This window comes from Arhodomonas sp. SL1, assembly GCF_052060015.1.
In the GTDB taxonomy this organism is placed as follows: domain Bacteria; phylum Pseudomonadota; class Gammaproteobacteria; order Nitrococcales; family Nitrococcaceae; genus Arhodomonas.
Window position 1 is genome coordinate 294171 of sequence record NZ_JBPODZ010000002.1, and the last position, 20197, is coordinate 314367.

A 20197-nucleotide genomic window follows, 5' to 3' on the forward strand; every position below is an offset into this window, starting at 1 on the left:
CTTGGGTGGGACTAGCTGGCCCGTGGATAGGAACCGAGGACCTTCAGGAGGCTTGCCAGCTGCTCCATCTCGCCGAGGGCACGCTTGAGGGTCGGATCCTCGGCGTGGCCGAGCACGTCGATGAAGAAGACATACTCCCACATGCCCTGCCGCGAGGGCCGCGACTCGATACGGCTCATGTTCAGCCCGTAGCGCGCCAGCGGCGCCAGCAGCCCCGCGAGACCACCCGGCTGGTTGGTGCGCGAGACCACCACGGAGGTCTTGTCATCGCCGGTGGCCGGTGGGGTGGTGTTGCCGAGCACCAGGAAGCGGGTGGTGTTCACCGCCCCGTCCTGAATATTCGGGTGCAGGACCTCCAGGCCATAGCGCTCCGCTGCCGCATCCGAGGCCACGGCCGCAGTGCCGGGCGCCGACGCCGCCAGCCGCGCCGCCTCCGCGGTGCTGGCAACCGGGATGCGCTCCGCACGCGGGAGGTGATGATCCAGCCAGGCCCGGCACTGGGCCAGGCCCTGCTGGTGGGAGTAGACCCGCTGCACCGCCTCCAGGTGGTCCTCACCACTGGCGAGGTTATGGCGTACGGGCAGCTCCACCTCGCCGACGATCTTCAGGTGCGAGGTCAGGAATCGATCCAGGGTGTGGGAGACCACCCCCTCGGTGGAGTTCTCCACCGGCACCACGCCGTAATCGGCATTGCCCGCCTCGACCTCGCGGAACACCGCGTCGATACCGTCCTGGGACAGCGCCCGCATGCCGTGGCCGAAGTGCTTGAGCGCCGCCTCCTGGGTATAGGTCCCCTCGGGCCCCAGATAGGCCACTGACAGCGGCTGCTGCAACGCCAGGCACGAGGACATAAGCTCGCGGAACAGCCGCAGCACGTCGCCATCCGGCAGGGGGCCGGGGTTAGCCTCACGCAGCCGCTTGAGGATGCTCACCTCACGGGAGGGCCGGTAGAAGTCCCCCGGCTCGCCGGTCTCGCGCTTGATACGGGCGACCTCGCCGGCCGCCTCGGCCCGGGCATTGATCAGCCGCAGGATCTCGTCATCGATGGCGTCGATGCGCTCGCGCACCTGCCCCAGGCGGTCCGACTCGTCGCTCATGCTTGCCGCTCCGTCGCTACTCGATCACCCGCACCGCGAGCACCCCGTCGATGCCGCGGATCCGCTCGACCACCTCGTCGGTAACCTTGCCTGCCACGTCTACCACGGTATAGGCGAGGTCCCCGCGGGACTTGTTGTACATGTCATCGATGTTGAGCCCAGCGTCGGCCAGCGCGGTGGAGATCTGCCCGAGCATGTTCGGCACATTGTTGTTCGACACCGTCAAACGGTCACCACTGCCGTTGCGCGGCAGCACCATCTCCGGGAAATTCACCGAGTTGACGACGTTGCCGGTCTCCAGGTAATCGCGTAGCTGCTCCGCGGCCATTATCGCGCAGTTGTCCTGGGCCTCATGGGTGGAGGCGCCAATGTGGGGCAGGGTTACCACTTGGGGATGGCCCTTGAGGGCATTGCTCGGGAAATCACAGACGTAGCTGCTGAGCCGGCCTTCCCCCAAGGCGGCCACCACGGCGGCCTCGTCGACGATGCCGGCCCGGGCGAAGTTGAGCAGCACCGCGCCCTCCGGGACCTGGCGCAGGCGCTCGGCATTGACCATGCCCCGGGTGGCGTCGATCTCGGGTACATGGAGGGTGACGAAGTCCGCCTCGGCGAAGACCTCGTCGACGCTGTGCGAGCGACGCACATCGGCGGAGAGCTTCCAGGCGCTGTGCACGGTCACGTGCGGATCGTAGGCGATGACCTTCATGCCCAGTGATCGGGCGGCGTTGGCCACCAGGACGCCGATGGCGCCGAGGCCGACCACGCCCAGGGTACGCCCCGGCAGCTCGCAGCCCACGAACTGCTTCTTGCCGGCCTCCGCCTGCCGGTTGATCTCGGCGTCGTCGCCGTCGAGCGCACGTGCGAAATCCCAGGCGGGTCCGACGTTGCGCGCCGCCATCAGCATCCCGGTGAGCACCAGCTCCTTGACCGCGTTGGCATTCGCGCCCGGCGTATTGAACACCGGGATGCCGCGGTGGCTGAGCGCCTCCACCGGTACGTTGTTCACGCCGGCGCCGGCACGGGCGACGGCCTTTAGGGTCTCCGGCAGCTCCATGCCGTGCATCTTGTGCGAGCGCAACATGATGCCATCCGGGTGCTGGATCTCCGAGGAGACCTCGTAGGCCTCCCGCGGCAGCCGGTCCAGGCCCTTAACGGAGATGTTGTCGAGGGTGAGGATCTTGTACATAAGGCAGTTATCGGTTCCCCGTTGCTCCGGATTCGGTCAGGCTCAGCCGTGGCGGCGCTCGAAGTCCTGCATGAACTCGACGAGCGCATCCACGCCGGCCTCGGGCATGGCGTTGTAAATGCTCGCGCGCATGCCACCGACGCTTCGATGGCCCTTCAGCGTGGTGAGCCCGGCCGCCTTGGCCTCGCTGAGGAAGGTCTCGTTCAGCGACTCGTCGGCGAGCACGAAGGGCACGTTCATCCACGAGCGGCAGGCCGGATCCACCGGGTTGCGGTAGAACTCGGAGTCGTCGATGGTGGCGTAGAGCTTATCCGCCTTGCGCTTGTTGATCTCGGCCATGGCCTCCAGGCCACCCTGGCGCTTGAGCCACTTGAACACCAGCCCCGCCATGTACCAGGCGAAGGTGGGCGGCGTGTTGGCCATGGAGTCGGATTCGGCCATCTTTTCGTAGTCGAACACCGCCGGGGTCTCGGCCATGGCGGAGCCGACCAGGTCCTCGCGCACGATGACCAGCGTCACCCCCGCGGGGCCGATATTCTTCTGCGCGCCGGCATAGATCAGGCCGAACTTCGAGACGTCCACCGGCCGCGAGAGCAGCGTCGAGGACATGTCCGCCACCAGGGGAACTTCCCCGATCTCCGGCACCCAGTGGAATTCGAGGCCACTGATGGTCTCGTTGGGGGTGTAATGCAGATAGGCGGCATCGCTGGAGCGCTGCCAGCCCTCGAACGCCGGGATGGTCATGGGGTCTTCGTTGCCGCCCTCGGCGACCACGTTGACCTCGCAGTACTTACGCGCCTCGGCGATGGCCTTCTTCGACCAGTTGCCGGTGTTCACATAGTCCGCCGAACCGCGCCCGCGCAGCAGGTTCATGGGGATGGCAGCGAACTGGCCGCTGGCACCACCCTGCAGGAACAGCACCTTGTAGTTGTCCGGCACCGCAAGCAACTCGCGCAGATCCGCCTCGGCCTCGGCGGCGATGGAGACGAACTCCTTGCCGCGATGGCTCATCTCCATCACCGACATGCCCGAGCCCTGCCAGTCCAGCAGCTCTTCCCGGGCCTGTTGCAGCACCTCTTCGGGGAGCATCCCCGGACCCGCGCTGAAGTTGTACACGCGCGACATAAAACCTCGCTCCTGACAGCTTGCGAAAACGATCGCCGCGGCGCCGATCGGCCCGCGGCGCTGATTCATTCCTCTTCCTCGTCCAGCGCCTCGATGCGCGCCACGCCCACCAGGTGCTCGCCCTCGGTGAGCCGGATGAGCATCACCCCCTGGGTGTTGCGCCCGAGGCTGGAGACCTCGTCCGCCCGGGTGCGCACCAGGGTCCCGGCGTTGGTGATCAGCATGATCTCGTCGCCCTCCACCACCTGGGCGGCACCGACCACCCGGCCGTTGCGCTCCGAGGTCTGGATGGAGATCACGCCCATGCCACCGCGACCGCGCACGGGGTAGTCCGCCACCGGGGTGCGCTTACCGTAACCATTCTCCGTGGCGGTGAGCACGTCGCCGTCACCGAGGATGAGCAGCCGAATCACCGCTTGCCCCGGCTCCAGGCGGATGCCGCGCACGCCGGTGGCGGTGCGCCCCATGGGCCGAACCTCCGACTCGGCGAAGCGGATCGCCTTGCCGGCGTCGGTGATCAGCATGACCTCGCCGCCGCCATCGGTGACGCCGACGTTCACCAGGGTGTCGTCATCAATCAAGTTCACGGCGATGATCCCGCTGGAGCGGATCCGCGCGAAGTGCGACAGCGGCGTCTTCTTCACCGTACCATTGCGGGTGGCCATGAACACGAAGTGCTCGTCATCGAACTCGCGGATGGGCAGCACCGCGCTGATGCGCTCACCATCCTCCAACGGCAGCAGGTTCACTACCGGCTTGCCGCGGGAGTTGCGGCTGCCGTGGGGCAGCTCGTAGACCTTGAGCCGGTATACCTTGCCGCGGCTGGAGAAGCACAGTAGGTGGTCGTGGGTGTTGGCCACGAACAGCTGATCGATGAAGTCCTCGTCCTTCATCCGCGTGGCGGACTTGCCCTTGCCGCCGCGGCGCTGCGCCTGGTAGCTGTCCAGCGGCTGGCTCTTGGCATACCCGTTGTGTGAAAGGGTGACCACCACATCCTCCGGCGGGATGAGGTCCTCGGTGGTCAGATCCAGCTCGTCGGTGAGGATCTCGGTGCGCCGCCCATCCCCGTAGCGCTCGCGCAGGCTCACCAGCTCGTCGCGGATCTCGCGCATCAACCGGTCGCCACTGCCGAGGATATCGAGCAGGTCCTCGATGGTCTCCAGGAGCTGGCGGTACTCGTCGAGGATCTTGTCCTGCTCCAGGCCGGTGAGCCGGTGCAACCGCAGCTCCAGGATCGCCTGGGCCTGCTGCGGCGAGAGCCGATAGGCCCCCTCCACGAGGCCGTACTGGGGCTCCAGCCCCTCCGGCCGCGACGCCTCGGCGCCGGCGCGCTCGAGCATCCCCGTGACCATGCCCGGCGCCCAGGCCTGCGCCACGAGCTTTTCCCGCGCCTCCGCCGGACCCGGGGAGGCCTTGATCAGGGCGATGACCTCATCGATGTTGGCGAGCGCCACCGCCAGCCCCTCGAGGACGTGGGCCCGATCCCGGGCCTTGCGCAGGTCAAAGACCGTGCGCCTTGTGACGACCTCGCGGCGATGACGCAGGAAGGCGTCGAGTATATCGCGGAGGTTGTGCTGCTTGGGCTGGCCCTGGTGCAACGCCACCATGTTGATGCCGAACACCGTCTGCAGCTGGGTGTGCTGGTAGAGGTTGTTCAGCACCACCTCCGGCACCTCGCCGCGCCGGAGCTCGATGACCATGCGGATGCCCTGCTTGTCGGATTCGTCGCGCAGCTCGGTGATACCCTCGATGCGCTTCTCCTTGACCAGCTCCGCGATCTTCTCCAGCAGCCGCGCCTTGTTGACCTGATAGGGCAGCTCGTTGACCACGATCCGCGGCTTGCCGCCCTCCTCCTCGAACTCGCAGCGGGCCCGCATGACCATGCGCCCGCGGCCGGTACGGTAGGCCTCGCGGATGCCGGTGGTGCCGTTGATGATGCCACCGGTGGGCAAATCCGGGCCCGGGACGTATTCGATGAGGTCATCGACGGTGAGCGTGTCATCGTCGATGAGCGCGATACAGGCGTCCACCACTTCGCCGAGATTGTGGGGCGGCACGTTGGTAGCCATACCCACGGCGATGCCGGAGCCGCCGTTGACAAGGAAGTTCGGCACCTTGGTGGGCAGCACCGTGGGCTCGGACTCAGAGCCGTCGTAGTTGTCGATGAAATCGACGGTCTCCTTGTCGATGTCGGCGAGCAGCTCGCCGGCGATCCGGCTCATGCGCACCTCGGTGTACCGCATGGCCGCGGCGTTGTCGCCGTCGATGGAGCCGAAGTTGCCCTGCCCGTCCACCAGGAGGTAGCGCATGGAGAAGTCCTGGGCCATGCGTACGATGGTGTCGTAGACGGCGGAGTCGCCATGGGGGTGGTACTTACCGATGACGTCACCGACCACGCGGGCGGACTTCTTGTACGGCCGGTTCCAGTCGTTGCCGAGCTCGCGCATGGCATAGAGCACGCGCCGGTGCACCGGCTTGAGGCCATCGCGCACGTCCGGCAGGGCGCGGCCCACGATCACGCTCATGGCGTAATCGAGATACGACTGCCGCATCTCGTCCTCGAGGTTGACCGGCAGAATCTCCCTGGCGACGCTCGACATCGACGGCCCTCACTCGGCTAATGGCGCGGTTTCACGGAACACAGCATTTTAACACACCGCCCATTCCCTCCGCGGTTACGGCTCCACCCGCTCGGCGGACTCCACCAGCAGGGGCTGCAGAGGCACGTCCGCCATGCCCTGGCGGCGGCCCGTGGGCACCGACGCCATCTCATCCACCACGTCCATACCCTCCACCACCCGGGCGAAGACCGCATAGCCGAAGTCGCGCACGCCATGGTCGAGGAAAGCGTTGTCCGCGAGGTTGATGAAGAACTGGGAGGTGGCACTGTCCTTCGCCTGGGTTCGGGCCATCGACAGGGTGCCGCGCTCGTTGTTCAACCCGTTGTCCGCCTCATTGGTGATCGGCGCGCGGGTCTCCCTGCGCTCCAGGTCCTCGGTGAAGCCGCCGCCCTGGAGGACGAAGCCGGGGATGACGCGATGGAAGATCGTGCCGTCATAGAAACCGGCGTCCACGTAGGCGAGGAAGTTCTCCACCGTCACCGGGGCCTGCTCGGCGTAGAGCTCGAGGCGGATGTCTCCCCGGTTGGTATGGAACACCACCTCCGGGTTAGCCGCCGCCGCGGGCCCCGCTGCCATGCCGGCCAGGGCCAGCGCGCTCAGGATTCGCTTGATCCGCATTCCGTCCTCTCCGCTTGCAAAAGGGCCGCCAAGGAGGCGGCATCCGGGCGCTCGATGGCGCCCCGTTCGGTGACCAGCACGTCCACCAGCGACGCCGGCGTGACATCGAACACCGGGTTCCAGGCGGTGGCCCCGTCGGGCGCCACCCTATGGCCGGCGAAACCCAGGACTTCGGCGGCATCGCGGTGCTCGATGGGGATGTCATCGCCGCTGCGCGTATCCGCATCCAGGGTAGAGACCGGCGCGACCACCATGAACCCGACCCCATGGGCCCTGGCCGCCAGGGCCAGGGAATAGGTACCGATCTTGTTGGCCACGTCGGCGTTGGCGGTGACCCGGTCGGCACCGACGATCACCCACTGCACCGCCCCCGAGCGCATCAGCGCCGCGGCGGCGGAATCGGCGATCAGCGAAACCGGCACGCCGTCGGCGAGCAGCTCCCAGGCCGTGAGCCGCGCCCCCTGCAGCCAGGGCCGGGTCTCGCCGGCGAACACGCGCTCGACGCGACCCCCGGCCCACCCGGCGCGGATCACGCCCAGGGCGGTGCCGAAACCGGCGGTGGCCAGCGAGCCGGTGTTGCAGTGGGTGAGCACCCCGCTGCCCGGCTCGAGATAGGCGGCGCCGATGGCGCCCATGCGGCGGTTGGCCGCCACGTCCTCGGCATGCAGGGCTTGGGCCTCGGCGAGCAGCCCCTCGGCATCCACACCGCCCTCCGCCGCGGCGCGCATCCGCCGTAGCGCCCAGGCAAGATTGACGGCGGTGGGGCGGGAGACGGCCAATGCCTCGATACCCTGCTCCAAGGCCCCCGCACGGGCGGCGAGGACCACGCCGTAGGCCGCTGCGATACCGATGGCCGGCGCGCCGCGCACCACCATATCGGTTATGGCGTCGGCCACCGCCTGCGCGCTGGCGCAGCGATACTCGCGGACCCGCTCCGGCAGCACCCGCTGGTCGAGCAGTACCAGCTCGCCGGCGCCGTCGTCCCAGCGCACCGCACGCACCCCATCATGGCGATGGGCCCCGGTCTCCGATTCCTTCATCAATTGTGTCCCCGTTCCACCGGTGGCTTACGCGCAACCCCGGATTATCGCACACTGTCGGGCAGCACCCCGCGACGCGCCAGCACCCGAACAAGACCGAGCAATGGAGGAGCCGCGCGCAATGGAGACGGTGGATCAGGTCATACACGCCGGCTGGGTCATCCCCATGGACCCCCCTGAGGCCTGCCTGGCGGAGCACAGCATAGCGATCGAGGCCGGACGGATCCGGGCGGTCCTGCCCACCAGCGAGGCCCGGGCCACCTTCACCGGCCGCGTCGAGCACGAACGCCCCCGCCACGCGGTGATGCCCGGCCTCGTCAATGCCCATACCCACGCCGCCATGACCCTGCTGCGGGGCCTCGCCGACGATCTCCCGCTGATGAGCTGGCTCAACGACCACATCTGGCCCGCAGAGCGCGACCACGTCGGCCCGGGCTTCGTCCACGACGGCACGGCGCTGGCCATCGCGGAGATGCTGCGCGGCGGCACCACTTGCTTCAATGACATGTACTTCTTCCCCGACGTCACCGCCCGCGTCGCCAGTCAGGCGGGCATCCGCGCCGTGGTGGGGATGATCTTCATCGATGTCCCGACCGCATGGGCCCAGGATGCCGATGAGTACATCGACAAGGGCCTCGCGGTCCACGACGATTACCGCGAGGACCCGCTGATCACCACCACCTTTGCCCCCCACGCCCCCTACACCGTTGGCGAGGACAACCTCGCCCGGCTGCGGACCCTCGCCGATGAGCTCGGCGTGCCCGTGCACATCCACCTCCACGAGACCGCCGACGAGATTCAGCAGAGCCTGGCGGCCACCGGGGAGCGCCCGCTACGGCGACTCGACCGTCTTGGCCTGGTCACACCGGGGCTGGTGGCGGTTCACATGACCCAACTGGAGGCCGACGAGATTCGGCGCCTGGCCGAGACCGGCGCCAGCGTGGTCCATTGCCCTGAGTCCAACCTCAAGCTGGCCAGCGGCCTGGCGCCAGTGGCGGAGCTGGAGGCGGCGGGGGTAAACCTGGGCCTCGGCACAGACGGGCCGGCGAGCAACAATGACCTCGACATGCTCGGCGAGCTGCGCACCGCCGCCATGCTGGCCAAGGGCGTGGCGCGGGACCCGGCGGCACTGCCGGCGGCCCGGGCCCTGCACGCGGCCACCCTCGGCGGCGCCCGGGCCCTGGGGTTGGCCGACCGTATCGGCAGCCTCACCCCCGGCAAGGAGGCGGACATGATCAGTATCCGTCTGGACGGCCTGGTCAGCGAGCCCGTCTATCACCCCCTCTCCCAGGTCGTCTACGCGAGCACCCGCGACCAGGTCCGGGACACCTGGGTGGCGGGCCGTCATCTGCTCCACGACGGGGTGCTAACGGGCATTGACGAGGCGGCGCTGATCCGCCGCGCCCGCGAGTGGCGTGCTACCATTGAGCCGTCCACCGACTGAGCAGGGCCGTCATGTCGCCGAGCCGCGAAAACGCCGATCCTCACGAGCTGGCCAAGTTCGACCGCAGCGCCCCCCACTGGTGGGACCCGGAGGGCGAGTTCCGTCCGCTCCACGAAATGAACCCCCTGCGCCTGGACTTCATCGAGGAAGTGGCCGGTCCGCTCCACGGCCGCCGGGTCCTCGATGTGGGCTGCGGCGGGGGGCTCCTCGCCGAAGGCATGGCCCGCCGCGGTGCCCGGGTCACCGGCATCGACCTGGGCGAGCAGAGCCTGGGGATCGCCCGCCTGCACGCCGGCGAGAGCGGGCTGGACATCGACTACCGGCACACCAGCGTGGAGGCCCTCGCCGAGGAGCTGCCCGGCGCTTTCGAGGTGGTCACCTGCCTGGAGATGATCGAGCATGTCCCGGACCCGGCCTCGGTGGTGAACGCCTGCGCGGGCCTGGTCGCCCCCGGGGGCACGGTGGTGTTCTCCACCATCAACCGTAACGCCGCGGCCTGGTTGTTGGCGGTGGTCGGCGCCGAATACATCGCCGGGCTGCTGCCCCGCGGGACCCACGACTACCGGCAGTTCGTCCGCCCCTCGGAGCTCGCGGCCTGGGCACGAAGCGCCGGGCTGCGCCCGAGCGCCATCACTGGCGTACGCTACAATCCTTTGACGCGGCGCTTCTCACGCAGTGACGACACGCGAGTGAACTACATCGCCGCATTCCGGGCGGAAGGGGAGAACGACGAATAACGATGGCACCCCTCGCCCGTGGCGTTCTCCTCGACCTCGACGGCACACTGCTGGACACTGCCCCCGATCTCGTCGGCAGCGTGAACGCGCTCCGCGCCGAGCGCGATCTGCCCCCCATTCCCGCGGGACTGCTGGCCACCGCGGTCTCCCACGGCAGCGGCCCGCTGGTGCGCCGCGGTTTCGATATGGATCCCACCGATGAGCGTTTCCCCGGGCTACGGGAGCGCCTGCTGACCCTCTATCGCGACCGCGTCCACGAGGAAACCCGTGCCTTTCCGGGAATGGACACCCTGCTCGCCGAGCTGGATCGACTCGGCGTGCCCTGGGGCATCGTCACCAACAAGCCCGGCTGGCTGACCCGGCCGCTGCTGGAGGCACTGGGCTACTCCACGCGCAGCGGCTGCCTGGTCACCGGCGATGACCTCAAGTTGCGCAAACCCCACCCCTATCCCGTGCTCCGCGGCTGTGCCGCGCTGCACTTGCCCCCGGAGCGCTGCCTGGTGGTGGGTGATGCCCAACGGGACGTGGTTTCGGGCCAGCTTGCCGGCGCCCTGACGCTGGTGGCGCTGTTCGGCTATGTCCACGCCGAGGACCGGGTCACCCGCTGGGGCGCCGATGGCCTGATCGGCCATCCGCTGGAAATCCTGCACTGGCTCGAGCGCTGAGCGCGGAGGGGAACCCGGATGGACCCGCAGCAATACTGCCGCGATCGAGTGGCCCCGCCGGGCTCCAGCCTCCACTATGCGCTGCTGTTTGCCCCGGACGGGCCGAGCCGGGCGGCCCTGCTGGCCGTCAATGCCGTGCACGCCGAGCTCACCGCCATCCCCGTGGAGGTCTCCGACCCCGGCGTGGCGCGGGCCAAGCTCGACTGGTGGGGCGAGGAGCTCGAGCGGGCCCTGGCCGGCACCGCCCAACACCCGGCGGCCCGCGCCCTGGGGGAGGCCCATGACCAACGCCCGCTGCCCCGCGAGGCCGTCACCGAGCTCCTCGAGGGCGTGGCCATGGACCTGGAATACGGCGCCTACCCCGGCTTTCGGGAGCTCAGCATCTACTGCCATCGGGTCGGTGGCGCACCGGTGCGGCTGGCAGTGGCGGCCTGCGGTGCCGACACCGCGGCGAGCGCGCAGTTCGCCCACGACCTCGGCATGGCCCTGCCGCTGATTCGCGGCCTCCGCCGGCTGCGGCCGCAGCTGGAGAGCGGCCATAGCCTGATCCCCGACGACGAGCTCGAGGACGCGGGCCTCGGCCACCGGGACCTGCTCGAACACCCGGCCGACCCGGAGGTACGCGCCTTCCTGGACACGCAGGCGGAACGGATCGAGGCCTTCCTGGACAGCGCCCTGGCCAACGTGCCCCCCGGCGAGGCCCTCCGCCTGCTGCCGATGAGCGCCCACGCCCATCTCTACCGTCGCCTGCTCGCGCGCCTGCGCGCCGAGGGCATGCCCGTGCTGCAGGGGCGCCAGCATCTCACCCCGCTGCGCAAGCTCTGGTATGCCTGGCGCTTCGCCCGCCGGGCGCGCCGGAGGGGCCGCGGCCACACTCAGGGAGTATGACCATGGAACCCCGCCCCATCACCGAGCTGTCCCCGGAAAATCCGCCGAGCGCGGACCTCGCCGGCCGCCGGCTCCTGGTCACCGGCGCCGGCAACGGCCTCGGCCGTGCCCTGGCCCGGTCCGCCGCCGCCGCCGGGGCGGTGGTGGTGTTGCTGGAGCGTTCGGTGCCCGCCGCCGAGGCCGTCTACGACGAGATCGTCGCCGCCGGCGGCCCCGAGCCGGCCATCTACCCCATGGACCTGGCCGGCGCCGGGCCGGACGACTACCGCGAGATGGCCGATCGCATCGGCGACGGCGTCGGCGGTCTGGAGGGCCTGGTGCTCAACGCCGCCGAGCTCGGGCGCCCCGCCCCCCTGACCCAGTACGCGCCGGACATCTGGCTGCGCACCCTCCACGTCAACGTCAACGCCGCCTTCCTGCTGCTGGCCAGCTGCGCGCCGCTACTCCAGCGCGCGGATGCGGGACGGGTGCTGTTCATCAGTGACCGCGCCGGCCGTGGCGGGATGCCGTTCATGGGGGCCTACGGCGTCTCCAAATGGGCCCTGGAGGGGCTGATGCACACCTACGCCGCCGAGCTCCCCGATGACACCGGGCTGCGACTGGCCAGCGTCGATCCAGGAGCCATGCACACCAAGCTGCGCCGGGAGGCGTTCACCGCCGAAGACCCGTCGCGATTGCCACTGCCCGAGGCGGTGGCACCGGCACTGCTGGCGCTGCTCGACGGCCACACCCCCGTCCCCCAGGCGGCCCGCTATGCGGTCGCCGCCGGGCAGTAAGGGCAAATTACCAAACCGGTCACAGTCATCCCGCACGGTGCCGTCTTACAGTGCCCACCCGGTGGGGGATCAGGGGAACCCATGGACGCCGCAGCGATTATCGACAAGGTACTGGAATCGGGGTACCGGCTGGCGCGCATCGAAACCGGCCAACCGGCGCAGCTGGTGGCGGTATTCCGCCGTCTGCCACAGGGATCGGGACGCAGCGTCTATCACTGGCGCCCCGGCGGCGGACTGTCCCGTCTTGCGGCCGAGCCCATACTAATCCCGCGTACACAGACGCCGCCGGAGGCAATTGCCTACATCCGGGCCAGCCGCCACCCCGGCGTGTACCTGTTGGAGGGCTTCGGTGGTGCCCTGGAGCGTCCCTCCATCGCCGAGCGGCTGGCCGAATTCGCGACCGGCGAAGAGGCGGCGGGCGTGTTGATACTGCTTATCGGCGAATACCTGCCCGTACCCGACGCGCTGCGCCCACAGGTCGCGACCATCCGCCAGAACCCGCGCCCATCGCGCCGCAACGGCACCTCTCCCGGCGGCTGAGCGCCCTTTGGACTCGTAGCGCCACCGGGCCCACCGGGCGATTGCCTCGGTGGGGCCCGGCCACGAGTCAGTCCTCCAGCACGAAGGTCACCATGAGGTGGACCTTGTAGCGCGCGATCCGGTCATTCTCCAGCTCAACGAGCTGGTCCTTCACCCAGGCGCCTTTTACGTTGCGCAGGGTTTTCGTCGCCCGGGACAGGGCTTGCTCGATGGCATCGTCGAAACCCTTTTCGGAGGTAGCGGAGAGTTCGGTCGTGCGTGCCACGCTCATGGGAGCCTCCTTTTTCTCGATGCGTCGCGGTGCACCGGTAAGTATAGGAAACACCGGGCGTCTTTTCGCTGCTGTGCGATGGCATCGGTCGGCCGGTCCCGGCACGGTGCTACCCTCACCAGAGGGAAACCCATTCCGTGACTCGATGATGCGGTTTGTGCTGATCGTCATTGCCGCCTACGGGGCGCTCGTGATCCTGCTCTGGGCGTTTCAGGGGCGCCTGCTCTATCTGCCCCATGTCGGGGGCACGGAAATCGTCGCCACGCCGGCACGGCTCGGCCTGGACTACGAGCGGGTCGCGTTACAGGCGGCGGACGGTATCACGTTGGACGGCTGGTACGTCCCGGCCACGAGGTCGCGGGCGACGCTGCTATTCTTCCACGGCAACGCCGGCAACCTCTCCCACCGGCTCGACTCCATCCGCCTGTTCCACGAGCTCGATCTCTCGGTGCTGATCATCGATTACCGCGGTTACGGCCGCAGCGACGGGAGGCCGTCGGAGACAGGCACCGCCCTGGACGCGCGGGCGGCCTGGCGCTGGCTGCTGGAGCGGGAGGGACAGTCGGCGGAGACAGTGGTCTTGTTCGGACGCTCCCTCGGCGCCGCGGTGGCCGCGGAACTGGCCCGGGAGGTGGCGCCCGCGGCGGTGATCCTCGAGTCCCCGTTCCGCTCGGTGCCGAAGATCGCCCAGAAGACCTATCCCTTCCTGCCGGCCCGCTGGTTGGCGCGCTTCGACTATGCCACCGAGGATTACGTCCGGGAGATCGGGGCGCCGCTGCTGGTCATCCACAGCGAAGAGGACGAGATCATCCCCTTCACGGAGGGCCGCGCGGTATACGCCGCGGCGAACGAGCCCAAGAGGCTGCTGGCCATCCACGGCGGGCACAACACCGGCTTCCTGGAATCGCGGCAGACTTACCTCGCAGGGATCGATGGGTTCCTCGAGGAGGCCGGCCTCGCAAGCGGGCGCGTGTCGGCGCCACCGGCACAGCCGCGATGATCAACACCGTCAAGCGCCTGCCCGCGTTGATCGCCCTGACCCTGCTTGCCGCCTGTGCCGGGACCGTGGTCGCGCCCGAGCCGGCCCAAGTCGATAACCCGAGACCCGTGTTCCTGGTCGACCACGGCCGCCACATCAGCCTGGTGCTAGCGCGCCCGGACGGCTCGATGATCCGCTATCTCTACGGGGACTGGCGCTGGTACGCGCTCCGGGAGACCGGGCTGTGCCGGGCCTTTCCGACCCTGTTCACGGAGACCCAGGGCACCCTGGCACGCCAGGCACTGCAAGGGCCGCCGGTCCCCTCATCCATTCAGCGGCAGGTGCCGGTCGTCATCCAGCGTATTCATCCGTTGCAGGCGCCGGTCACGCGGGTCGAGCGCCTGGCATCACGACTGGATGCACGCTTTCGCTCGGCGATCGAGACCCTGCACTACAATCCCCACTACGATCTCGAGTTCGTCCATGACCGCCGCCCCTACACCCTCGGCAACAACTCCAATCACGTCGTCGCGGACTGGCTCGGCGAGCTCGGCTTCGAGGTCAGCGGCAACCCCGTGTTCGGCTGCTGGCGGGTGGAATAGGATCGCTGCGTCCGCTACCGGGCTTTCGGGTCCCCATCCACGCCGTGACGCGCGCAGATATCGCTCACCGGGCAGGCACTGCAGCGGGGGCTCGGCCGGCAATGATCCTTGCCCAGGGCGACAATCTGGGCGTGATGGCGTTGGTAGGCCGCCGCCGGCGCCGGCAGCGCGGACTCCAGGCGCCGGCGCAGCCCCTCGTAGCCCGGCCGGTCGGTGAGCCAGCCATAGCGGGCGAGGATGCGATAGGTGTAGGCGTCGACCACGAACACCGGGCGGTGGAAACCGTAGAGCACGATATCGTCCGCCGTCTCCCGGCCCACCCCGTGCAGGGCGAGGAGGTATTCCCGCAGCGCCGGCGTGGATAGCCGGGCGAGCCCTGCCGCGCCCCCCGCCTCGCGCCAGCCCGTGCACACCGCCTTCAGTCGGCGCGCCTTCACCCGAAAGTAGCCGGAGGGCCGGATCGCCGCAGCGAGCTCGTCGTCCGGGGCGGCGACGATGGCGTCCGGGTCCAGCATGCCGGCATCCCGGAGCGCGGCCATGGCCCGCTCGACGTTCCGCCAGGCCGTGTTCTGGGTAAGCACGGCACCCACCGCGACCTCGAAGGCATCCCGGGCCGGCCACCATCCGAGGTCGCCGAATATGGTATCAAGGCGCTCGAACAGCCGTTCCACCATTGTGCCCCCCTCAGCGCTGGCGACCGCCGCGACGGGACCGGCCACCGGGCGGCGGCCGACGCCGTGGGGCGACCGCGGGGCGGTGCTCCTCCGCAAGCCCCACCAGGCGACAGAGCTCCCGGACCTCACCGGGCTTGAGCTCCACGTGTCGACCCTGACGCAGCCCCGGCGGCAGATGGACGGGGCCGAACTGGACCCGGATCAGGCGACTCACGGTCAGACCCTGGGACTCCCACAATCGCCGGACCTCCCGGCGCCGCCCCTCGCGCAGGCGCACCCGGAACCACTCGTTGGCGGCATCGTCCTCCGGCGACAGCGGCTGAATGGAGTCGAACCGTGCCGTGCCCTCTTCCAGGGCGACCCCTTCGAGCAGGCGTGCGATCACCTCCGGGGTGACCGCGCCAAAGACGCGCACGGCGTAATCCCGCGGCAGCTGGTGGCGTGGGTGCATCAGCCGGTTGGCGAGCTCGCCGTCGGTGGTGAACAACAACAGCCCGGAGGTGTTCACGTCGAGCCGCCCCACGGCGATCCAGCGACCCTGCCGCGGCGTGGGCAGGCGGCGGAACACCGTGGGGCGACCCTCCGGATCGGAGCGCGTGGTCACCTCCCCCGCCGGCTTGTGGTAGGCGATCACCCGCCGCGGCGGCGCCGCCGCGGCCTCCCGGGCCAGGGGACGCCCGTCCACAGTGATCCGTGCCGACGCGCCCACCCGGTCACCGAGGCGCGCGATCCGGCCATCCACCCGTACCCGCCCGTCCCGGATCACGGTCTCCATCTGCCGGCGCGAGCCCAGACCCGCCCGGGCCAGCACCTTCTGCAGCTTCTCGTCGCCAGCGGCCACCGTCATCCTCGCTCCTCCGCCTCGCCGGGCAACTGCAGATCCAGCTCCGGATGGGCCTGGTCGGGGTCACGGAGCTCCATCAGGGTGGGCAGCTCGTCGAGCCCCCGAAGATTGAAATAGTCCAGGAACGCCCGGGTGGTGCCGTAGAGGGCGGGCCGCCCGGGCATGTCCCGATGACCCACCACCCGCACCCAGCCCCGATCCTGCAGGGTGCGCATGATGGTGGTGGAGACACTCACGCCGCGCACCTCCTCGATCTCCCCCCGGGTTACGGGCTGGCGGTAAGCGATGATGGCCAGGGTCTCCAGTACGGCCCGGGAGTAGCGCCCGGCGCGCCCCTCCCAGAGTCGCCCCACCCAGGGGGCCAGGGCCTCGCTGACCTGGATGCGGTAACCGCTGGCCACCTCGGTGACCTCCACGCCGCGGCCGGCGTAGTCCCCTGCCAGCTCCTCGACGGCCGCCCGGATCTCCGCGGGTTGGGGGGCCTCGTGCTCGGGGAAAAGCCCGCGCAGTCGCTCCAGCGACAGTGGCTCTCCGGCGGCGAGAAGCGCCCCCTCCACGATATGCTTGAGCGAAGGCTCAGCCATCGGCAGGCTCCGGCTCCGAGGCCTCGCCGGTGGCGCGCAGGTGGATGGCACCGAGCTCCTCGGCCTGCACCACCTCCACCAGCCCCGCCTTGAGGAGCTCTAGGATGGCGAGGAAGCTCACGACCACCCCGTCCCGCCCCTCCTCCGGCGTGAACAAAGCGACGAACGGCGTGAAACGCTGCTGGGACAGGCGCACCAGGGTCTCACTCATGCGCTGGCGCACCGACAGCGCCTCCTCGCGGACCTGGTGATGGCGATGCAGGCGCGCCCGCTCCATCACCCCGGCGAAGGCGGCGAGCAGCTCGTCCAGGCCCACCTCCGGGGGCACCGCCACGGGCTGTCGCCGTGGGGCGGCTGCTGCTGCGGGGAATACGTCCCGGCCCACCCGGGGCAGGGCATCGATCTCCTCGGCGGCGTGCTTGAAGCGCTCGTACTCCTGCAGCCGCCGCACCAGCTCCGCCCGGGGGTCCGCCTCCTCGTCCTCCACCACCGGTGGCCGCGGCAGCAGCATGCGCGATTTGATCTCGGCGAGCATGGCGGCCATGACCAGGTACTCCGCCGCCAGCTCCAGGCGCAGGTCGCGCATCAGCTCGATGTAGCGCATGTACTGCCGGGTGATCTCGGCGATGGGGATATCCAGGATATCCAGGTTCTGGCGCCGGATCAGGTAGAGCAGGAGATCCAGTGGCCCTTCGAAGGCCTCCAGGAACACCTCCAGGGCGTCGGGCGGGATATAGAGATCCCGCGGGAGCTCGGTGAGCGGCTCGCCGCGTACATGGGCCAGCGCCTCGGCAGCGGAGGGCTCGCCATCCCCGGTGACGCCCGCGGGCTGCTCCGGCCCCATCAGCGATAGTCCAGCCCCATGACGGCGCGGACCTCCTTCATGGTCTGCCGGGCCACCGTGCGCGCCTCGCCGCAGCCGTCGGCGACCACCCGCCGGACGGCCTCCGGGTCCTCCTGCCATTCCCGGGCACGCGCACGGATGGGCTCGAGCTCCGCCTGCACGGCGTCGATCACCGGCGCCTTACACTCCAGGCAGCCGATCCCCGCCGAGCGGCAACCCTCGAGCACCCACTCCTGGGTGCCCTCGTCGGAGTAGAGCCTGTGGAACTCCCAGACCGGGCACTTGGTGGGCTCTCCGGGATCGGTACGCCGGACCCGGGCCGGATCGGTGGGCATGGTCCGTATCTTCTGCGATACCTCGTCGGGCTCCTCGCGCAGGCTTATGGCATTGCCATAAGACTTGGACATCTTGCGCCCGTCGAGCCCCGGCATGCGCGGGGCCGGGGTCAGCAGCGCCTCGGGCTCCGGCAGCACGGTCCGGCCACCCCCCTCCAGGTAACCGAGCAGCCGCTCGCGGTCACCGAGGGTGAGGTTCTGCTGGCCCGCGAGCAACGCCCGACCGGACTCCAGGGCCTCGCTGTCCCCCTGCTCCTGGTAGCGCTTGCGCAGCGCCCGGTAGTCGCGGGCATTGCGCTTGCCCATCTTGCGCACCGCCGCCTCGGCCTTGTCCTCGAAGCCGGGCTCGCGGCCGAACATATAGTTGAACCGCCGGGCCAGCTCCCGGGTGAGCTCGACATGGGAGACCTGGTCCTCGCCCACGGGCACCGCGGCGGCGCGGTAGATGAGGATGTCCGCGCTCTGCAGCACCGGATAGCCGAGGAAGCCGTAGGTCGCCAGGTCCTTCTCCCGGAGATTGGCGATCTGGTCCTTGTAGGTGGGCACCCGCTCCAGCCAGCCCAGCGGCGCGATCATGGACAACAGCAGGTGGAGCTCCGCGTGCTCGATGATCCGGGATTGGATGAACACGTGGGACAGCGACGGGTTCACCCCGCAGGCGAGCCAGTCGATGACCATGTCCCAGACATTCTCGGCGATGATCTCGCGCTCGTCGTACGCAGTGGTCAGCGCGTGCCAGTCGGCGATGAAGAAGAAGCACTCATGCTCGCGCTGCAGCTCCACCCAGTTCTTCAGCACCCCGTGATAGTGCCCGAGGTGCAGCCGGCCCGTCGGTCGCATGCCGGAGAGCACCCGCGTCCCCTGCGTATCGTGGCTAACCAAATCGCCTCCCCTGTACGCTGGCCCCAGTAACAAGACCGCCCATGATAACCGCGCCGCCGTCGCAACGCAGCGTCAACCGCCCTCGAACCGCGCCGCATCCCCCGCGCCGCGGCGTACCACCACCGGGGCGTCACCGGTGAGATCCACCACGGTGCTCGGCTCCATGCCCCCCGGCCCGCCATCGACCACCGCATCCACCCGCGATCCCAGCCGCTCGCGGATGAGCTCGGCGTCGGTCAACGGCAGCTCCTCGCCCGGCAGGAGCAGGGAGGTGGTCATCAGCGGCTCGCCGAGCTCGGAGAGGATCGCCTGGGCCACCCGCTGGTCGGGCACCCGGATCCCGATGGTACGGCGCTTGGGGTGCTGCAGCCGGCGCGGCACCTCACTGGTGGCCGGGAGCACGAACGTGAAGGGGCCGGGGGTGTGGGCCTTGAGCAACCGGAAGGTGTTGTTGTCCACCCGGGCGTAGACACCGATATCGGAGAGATCCCGGCAGGCCAGGGTGAAGTTGTGGTTATCGCCGAGCCGGCGCAGCTCGCGGATCCGCTCCACGGCCTCTTTCTCCCCCATGCAACAACCCAGCGCATAGGTGGAATCGGTGGGATAGACGATGACCCCGCCGGCGCGCAGTATCTCCACCGTGCGCCGTACCAGCCGCGATTGCGGCGTCTCCGGATGGATCTGGAAGAACTGGCTCATCACACCTCCTTGCACGTGTGGGCATGCCCCTGCCGTGCAGTGTAACGGCGGCGAGGGCGCTGACCACAGCACTACATCGGCGCCCCGGTACGATGTGATAGAGTCCGAGCGTTTCCTGGCCAGAGGAGCACGGGGCGATGTATTACGTGATCTACAGCGAGGACAGCGAGGACAGCCTCGAGGCGCGGGCCGGCGCCCGTGATGAGCACCTCGCCCGCCTGGAGGCGCTGCGCGACGACGGGCGGCTGCTGCTCGCCGGGCCCATGCCCGCCATCGACAGCGAGGACCCCGGCCCCGCGGGATTCGCCGGCAGCGTCATCATCGCCGAGTTCGACTCCCTCGACGATGCCCAGCGCTGGGCGGACCGCGACCCCTACGTGGCCGCCGGTGTCTACCGCGCGGTGACGGTCCGCCCGTTCAAGCGGGTGCTCCCGTGAGCCGGGAACGGGTGGAGCTCATCGAGGAGCGGCTACGGGCGGCACTCACCGTCGAGGGTCTCGAGGTGATCGACGACAGCCACCTCCACCGCGGCCACGCCGGCGCCCGCGCCGGCGGAGGCCATTACCGTGTGCGCATCATCAGTCCGGATTTCGAAGGCCGGGGAACCATCGCCCGGCATCGGATGGTCTACGCGGCCATGGGTGACGCCATGCGCAACGACGTCATCCATGCCTTGAGCATCCAGGCGCTCACGCCGGCCGAGGCGGTGGGCTGAGTCGCCACCCGGTGGATTCCCGGGGTCCGCG

23 protein-coding genes are annotated in these 20197 nt (G+C 69.4%); 10 read left to right on the forward strand and 13 right to left on the reverse strand.

All coding sequences use genetic code 11. The annotated features are described in order from the left end of the window. Positions 1-11: 11 nt before the first annotated feature. From pheA to mtnA, 6 genes are all read right to left on the reverse strand, one after another. Positions 12-1097 carry a prephenate dehydratase gene (gene pheA, locus ACQ754_RS05160; RefSeq protein WP_440995931.1) on the reverse strand — a complete coding sequence of 362 codons (1086 nt, stop codon included), beginning with the start codon at positions 1095-1097 and terminating at the stop codon, positions 12-14. Positions 1098-1113: 16 nt separating this feature from the next. Next, positions 1114-2283: a phosphoglycerate dehydrogenase gene (locus ACQ754_RS05165; RefSeq protein ID WP_440995932.1), complete on the reverse strand. Its 1170-nt coding sequence runs from the start codon at positions 2281-2283 to the stop codon at positions 1114-1116. Positions 2284-2325: 42 nt separating this feature from the next. Beyond that, positions 2326-3408: a 3-phosphoserine/phosphohydroxythreonine transaminase gene (gene serC / locus ACQ754_RS05170; RefSeq protein ID WP_440995933.1), complete on the reverse strand. Its 1083-nt coding sequence runs from the start codon at positions 3406-3408 to the stop codon at positions 2326-2328. A 65-nt stretch (positions 3409-3473) separates the two neighbouring features. Further along, positions 3474-6008: a DNA gyrase subunit A gene (gene gyrA, locus ACQ754_RS05175; protein ID WP_440995934.1), complete on the reverse strand. Its 2535-nt coding sequence runs from the start codon at positions 6006-6008 to the stop codon at positions 3474-3476. 75 nt (positions 6009-6083) lie between these two features. Further along, positions 6084-6647: a peptidylprolyl isomerase gene (locus ACQ754_RS05180; protein ID WP_440995935.1), complete on the reverse strand. Its 564-nt coding sequence runs from the start codon at positions 6645-6647 to the stop codon at positions 6084-6086. After that, positions 6626-7687, reverse strand: coding sequence for an S-methyl-5-thioribose-1-phosphate isomerase (gene mtnA, locus ACQ754_RS05185; protein WP_440995936.1), 1062 nt, complete (start codon positions 7685-7687; stop codon positions 6626-6628). Before mtnA ends, ACQ754_RS05180 begins: the two co-directional genes overlap by 22 nt. Positions 7688-7808: 121 nt before the next feature. Between mtnA and ACQ754_RS05190 the strand changes: the two genes are divergently transcribed. The 6 genes from ACQ754_RS05190 to ACQ754_RS05215 all read left to right on the forward strand — a co-directional run bounded on the left by ACQ754_RS05190 (position 7809) and on the right by ACQ754_RS05215 (position 12737). Then, positions 7809-9131 carry a TRZ/ATZ family hydrolase gene (locus tag ACQ754_RS05190; protein ID WP_440995937.1) on the forward strand — a complete coding sequence of 441 codons (1323 nt, stop codon included), beginning with the start codon at positions 7809-7811 and terminating at the stop codon, positions 9129-9131. 11 nt (positions 9132-9142) lie between these two features. Further along, positions 9143-9868 carry a bifunctional 2-polyprenyl-6-hydroxyphenol methylase/3-demethylubiquinol 3-O-methyltransferase UbiG gene (gene ubiG, locus ACQ754_RS05195; RefSeq protein ID WP_440995938.1) on the forward strand — a complete coding sequence of 242 codons (726 nt, stop codon included), beginning with the start codon at positions 9143-9145 and terminating at the stop codon, positions 9866-9868. 2 nt (positions 9869-9870) lie between these two features. Then, positions 9871-10533 (forward strand): HAD-IA family hydrolase, encoded by a 663-nt coding sequence (locus ACQ754_RS05200; protein WP_440995939.1) that lies wholly within the window; start codon positions 9871-9873, stop codon positions 10531-10533. An 18-nt stretch (positions 10534-10551) separates the two neighbouring features. Next, entirely contained in the window at positions 10552-11421 is an 870-nt protein-coding gene (locus ACQ754_RS05205) for a squalene/phytoene synthase family protein (protein WP_440995940.1), read from the forward strand. A 2-nt stretch (positions 11422-11423) separates the two neighbouring features. After that, positions 11424-12197, forward strand: a complete 774-nt coding sequence (locus ACQ754_RS05210) for an SDR family NAD(P)-dependent oxidoreductase (protein ID WP_440995941.1) — start codon at positions 11424-11426, stop codon at positions 12195-12197. A gap of 81 nt (positions 12198-12278) precedes the next feature. Further along, positions 12279-12737, forward strand: coding sequence for a hypothetical protein (locus ACQ754_RS05215; protein WP_440995942.1), 459 nt, complete (start codon positions 12279-12281; stop codon positions 12735-12737). A gap of 67 nt (positions 12738-12804) precedes the next feature. Here the strand turns inward: ACQ754_RS05215 and ACQ754_RS05220 are convergent, their stop codons facing one another. Then, positions 12805-13008 carry a dodecin family protein gene (locus ACQ754_RS05220; protein WP_440995943.1) on the reverse strand — a complete coding sequence of 68 codons (204 nt, stop codon included), beginning with the start codon at positions 13006-13008 and terminating at the stop codon, positions 12805-12807. 145 nt (positions 13009-13153) lie between these two features. Here ACQ754_RS05220 and ACQ754_RS05225 point away from each other — a divergent pair, with 145 nt between their 5' ends. Both ACQ754_RS05225 and ACQ754_RS05230 read left to right on the forward strand, forming a co-directional pair. Further along, positions 13154-14008, forward strand: coding sequence for an alpha/beta hydrolase (locus ACQ754_RS05225; protein ID WP_440995944.1), 855 nt, complete (start codon positions 13154-13156; stop codon positions 14006-14008). Then, positions 14005-14589 carry a hypothetical protein gene (locus ACQ754_RS05230; RefSeq protein WP_440995945.1) on the forward strand — a complete coding sequence of 195 codons (585 nt, stop codon included), beginning with the start codon at positions 14005-14007 and terminating at the stop codon, positions 14587-14589. Before ACQ754_RS05225 ends, ACQ754_RS05230 begins: the two co-directional genes overlap by 4 nt. Positions 14590-14603: 14 nt before the next feature. Here the strand turns inward: ACQ754_RS05230 and ACQ754_RS05235 are convergent, their stop codons facing one another. The 6 genes from ACQ754_RS05235 to ACQ754_RS05260 form a co-directional block, all read right to left on the reverse strand. Then, the gene (locus ACQ754_RS05235) at positions 14604-15263 is read right to left on the reverse strand and encodes an endonuclease III domain-containing protein (RefSeq protein WP_440995946.1); all 660 of its coding nucleotides are present in this window, start codon (positions 15261-15263) and stop codon (positions 14604-14606) included. 10 nt (positions 15264-15273) lie between these two features. Next, complete coding sequence (rluB, locus tag ACQ754_RS05240) at positions 15274-16110, reverse strand: 23S rRNA pseudouridine(2605) synthase RluB (RefSeq protein WP_440995947.1); 837 nt, start codon at positions 16108-16110, stop codon at positions 15274-15276. Next, positions 16107-16691 carry an SMC-Scp complex subunit ScpB gene (gene scpB / locus ACQ754_RS05245; protein ID WP_440995948.1) on the reverse strand — a complete coding sequence of 195 codons (585 nt, stop codon included), beginning with the start codon at positions 16689-16691 and terminating at the stop codon, positions 16107-16109. Before scpB ends, rluB begins: the two co-directional genes overlap by 4 nt. After that, complete coding sequence (locus ACQ754_RS05250) at positions 16684-17535, reverse strand: segregation and condensation protein A (RefSeq protein WP_440995949.1); 852 nt, start codon at positions 17533-17535, stop codon at positions 16684-16686. The genes scpB and ACQ754_RS05250 overlap by 8 nt, the downstream gene beginning before the upstream one ends. Continuing rightward, entirely contained in the window at positions 17535-18752 is a 1218-nt protein-coding gene (locus ACQ754_RS05255; protein WP_440995950.1) for a tryptophan--tRNA ligase, read from the reverse strand. The genes ACQ754_RS05250 and ACQ754_RS05255 overlap by 1 nt, the downstream gene beginning before the upstream one ends. Positions 18753-18824: 72 nt before the next feature. Then, a complete protein-coding gene (locus ACQ754_RS05260) occupies positions 18825-19451 on the reverse strand; it encodes an L-threonylcarbamoyladenylate synthase (protein ID WP_440995951.1) in 627 nt (208 codons plus the stop codon). 137 nt (positions 19452-19588) lie between these two features. Between ACQ754_RS05260 and ACQ754_RS05265 the strand changes: the two genes are divergently transcribed. Both ACQ754_RS05265 and ACQ754_RS05270 read left to right on the forward strand, forming a co-directional pair. Further along, positions 19589-19888 carry a YciI family protein gene (locus ACQ754_RS05265; RefSeq protein WP_440995952.1) on the forward strand — a complete coding sequence of 100 codons (300 nt, stop codon included), beginning with the start codon at positions 19589-19591 and terminating at the stop codon, positions 19886-19888. After that, positions 19885-20166, forward strand: a complete 282-nt coding sequence (locus tag ACQ754_RS05270) for a BolA family protein (RefSeq protein ID WP_440995953.1) — start codon at positions 19885-19887, stop codon at positions 20164-20166. Before ACQ754_RS05265 ends, ACQ754_RS05270 begins: the two co-directional genes overlap by 4 nt. The last annotated feature ends 31 nt before the right edge of the window (positions 20167-20197 follow it).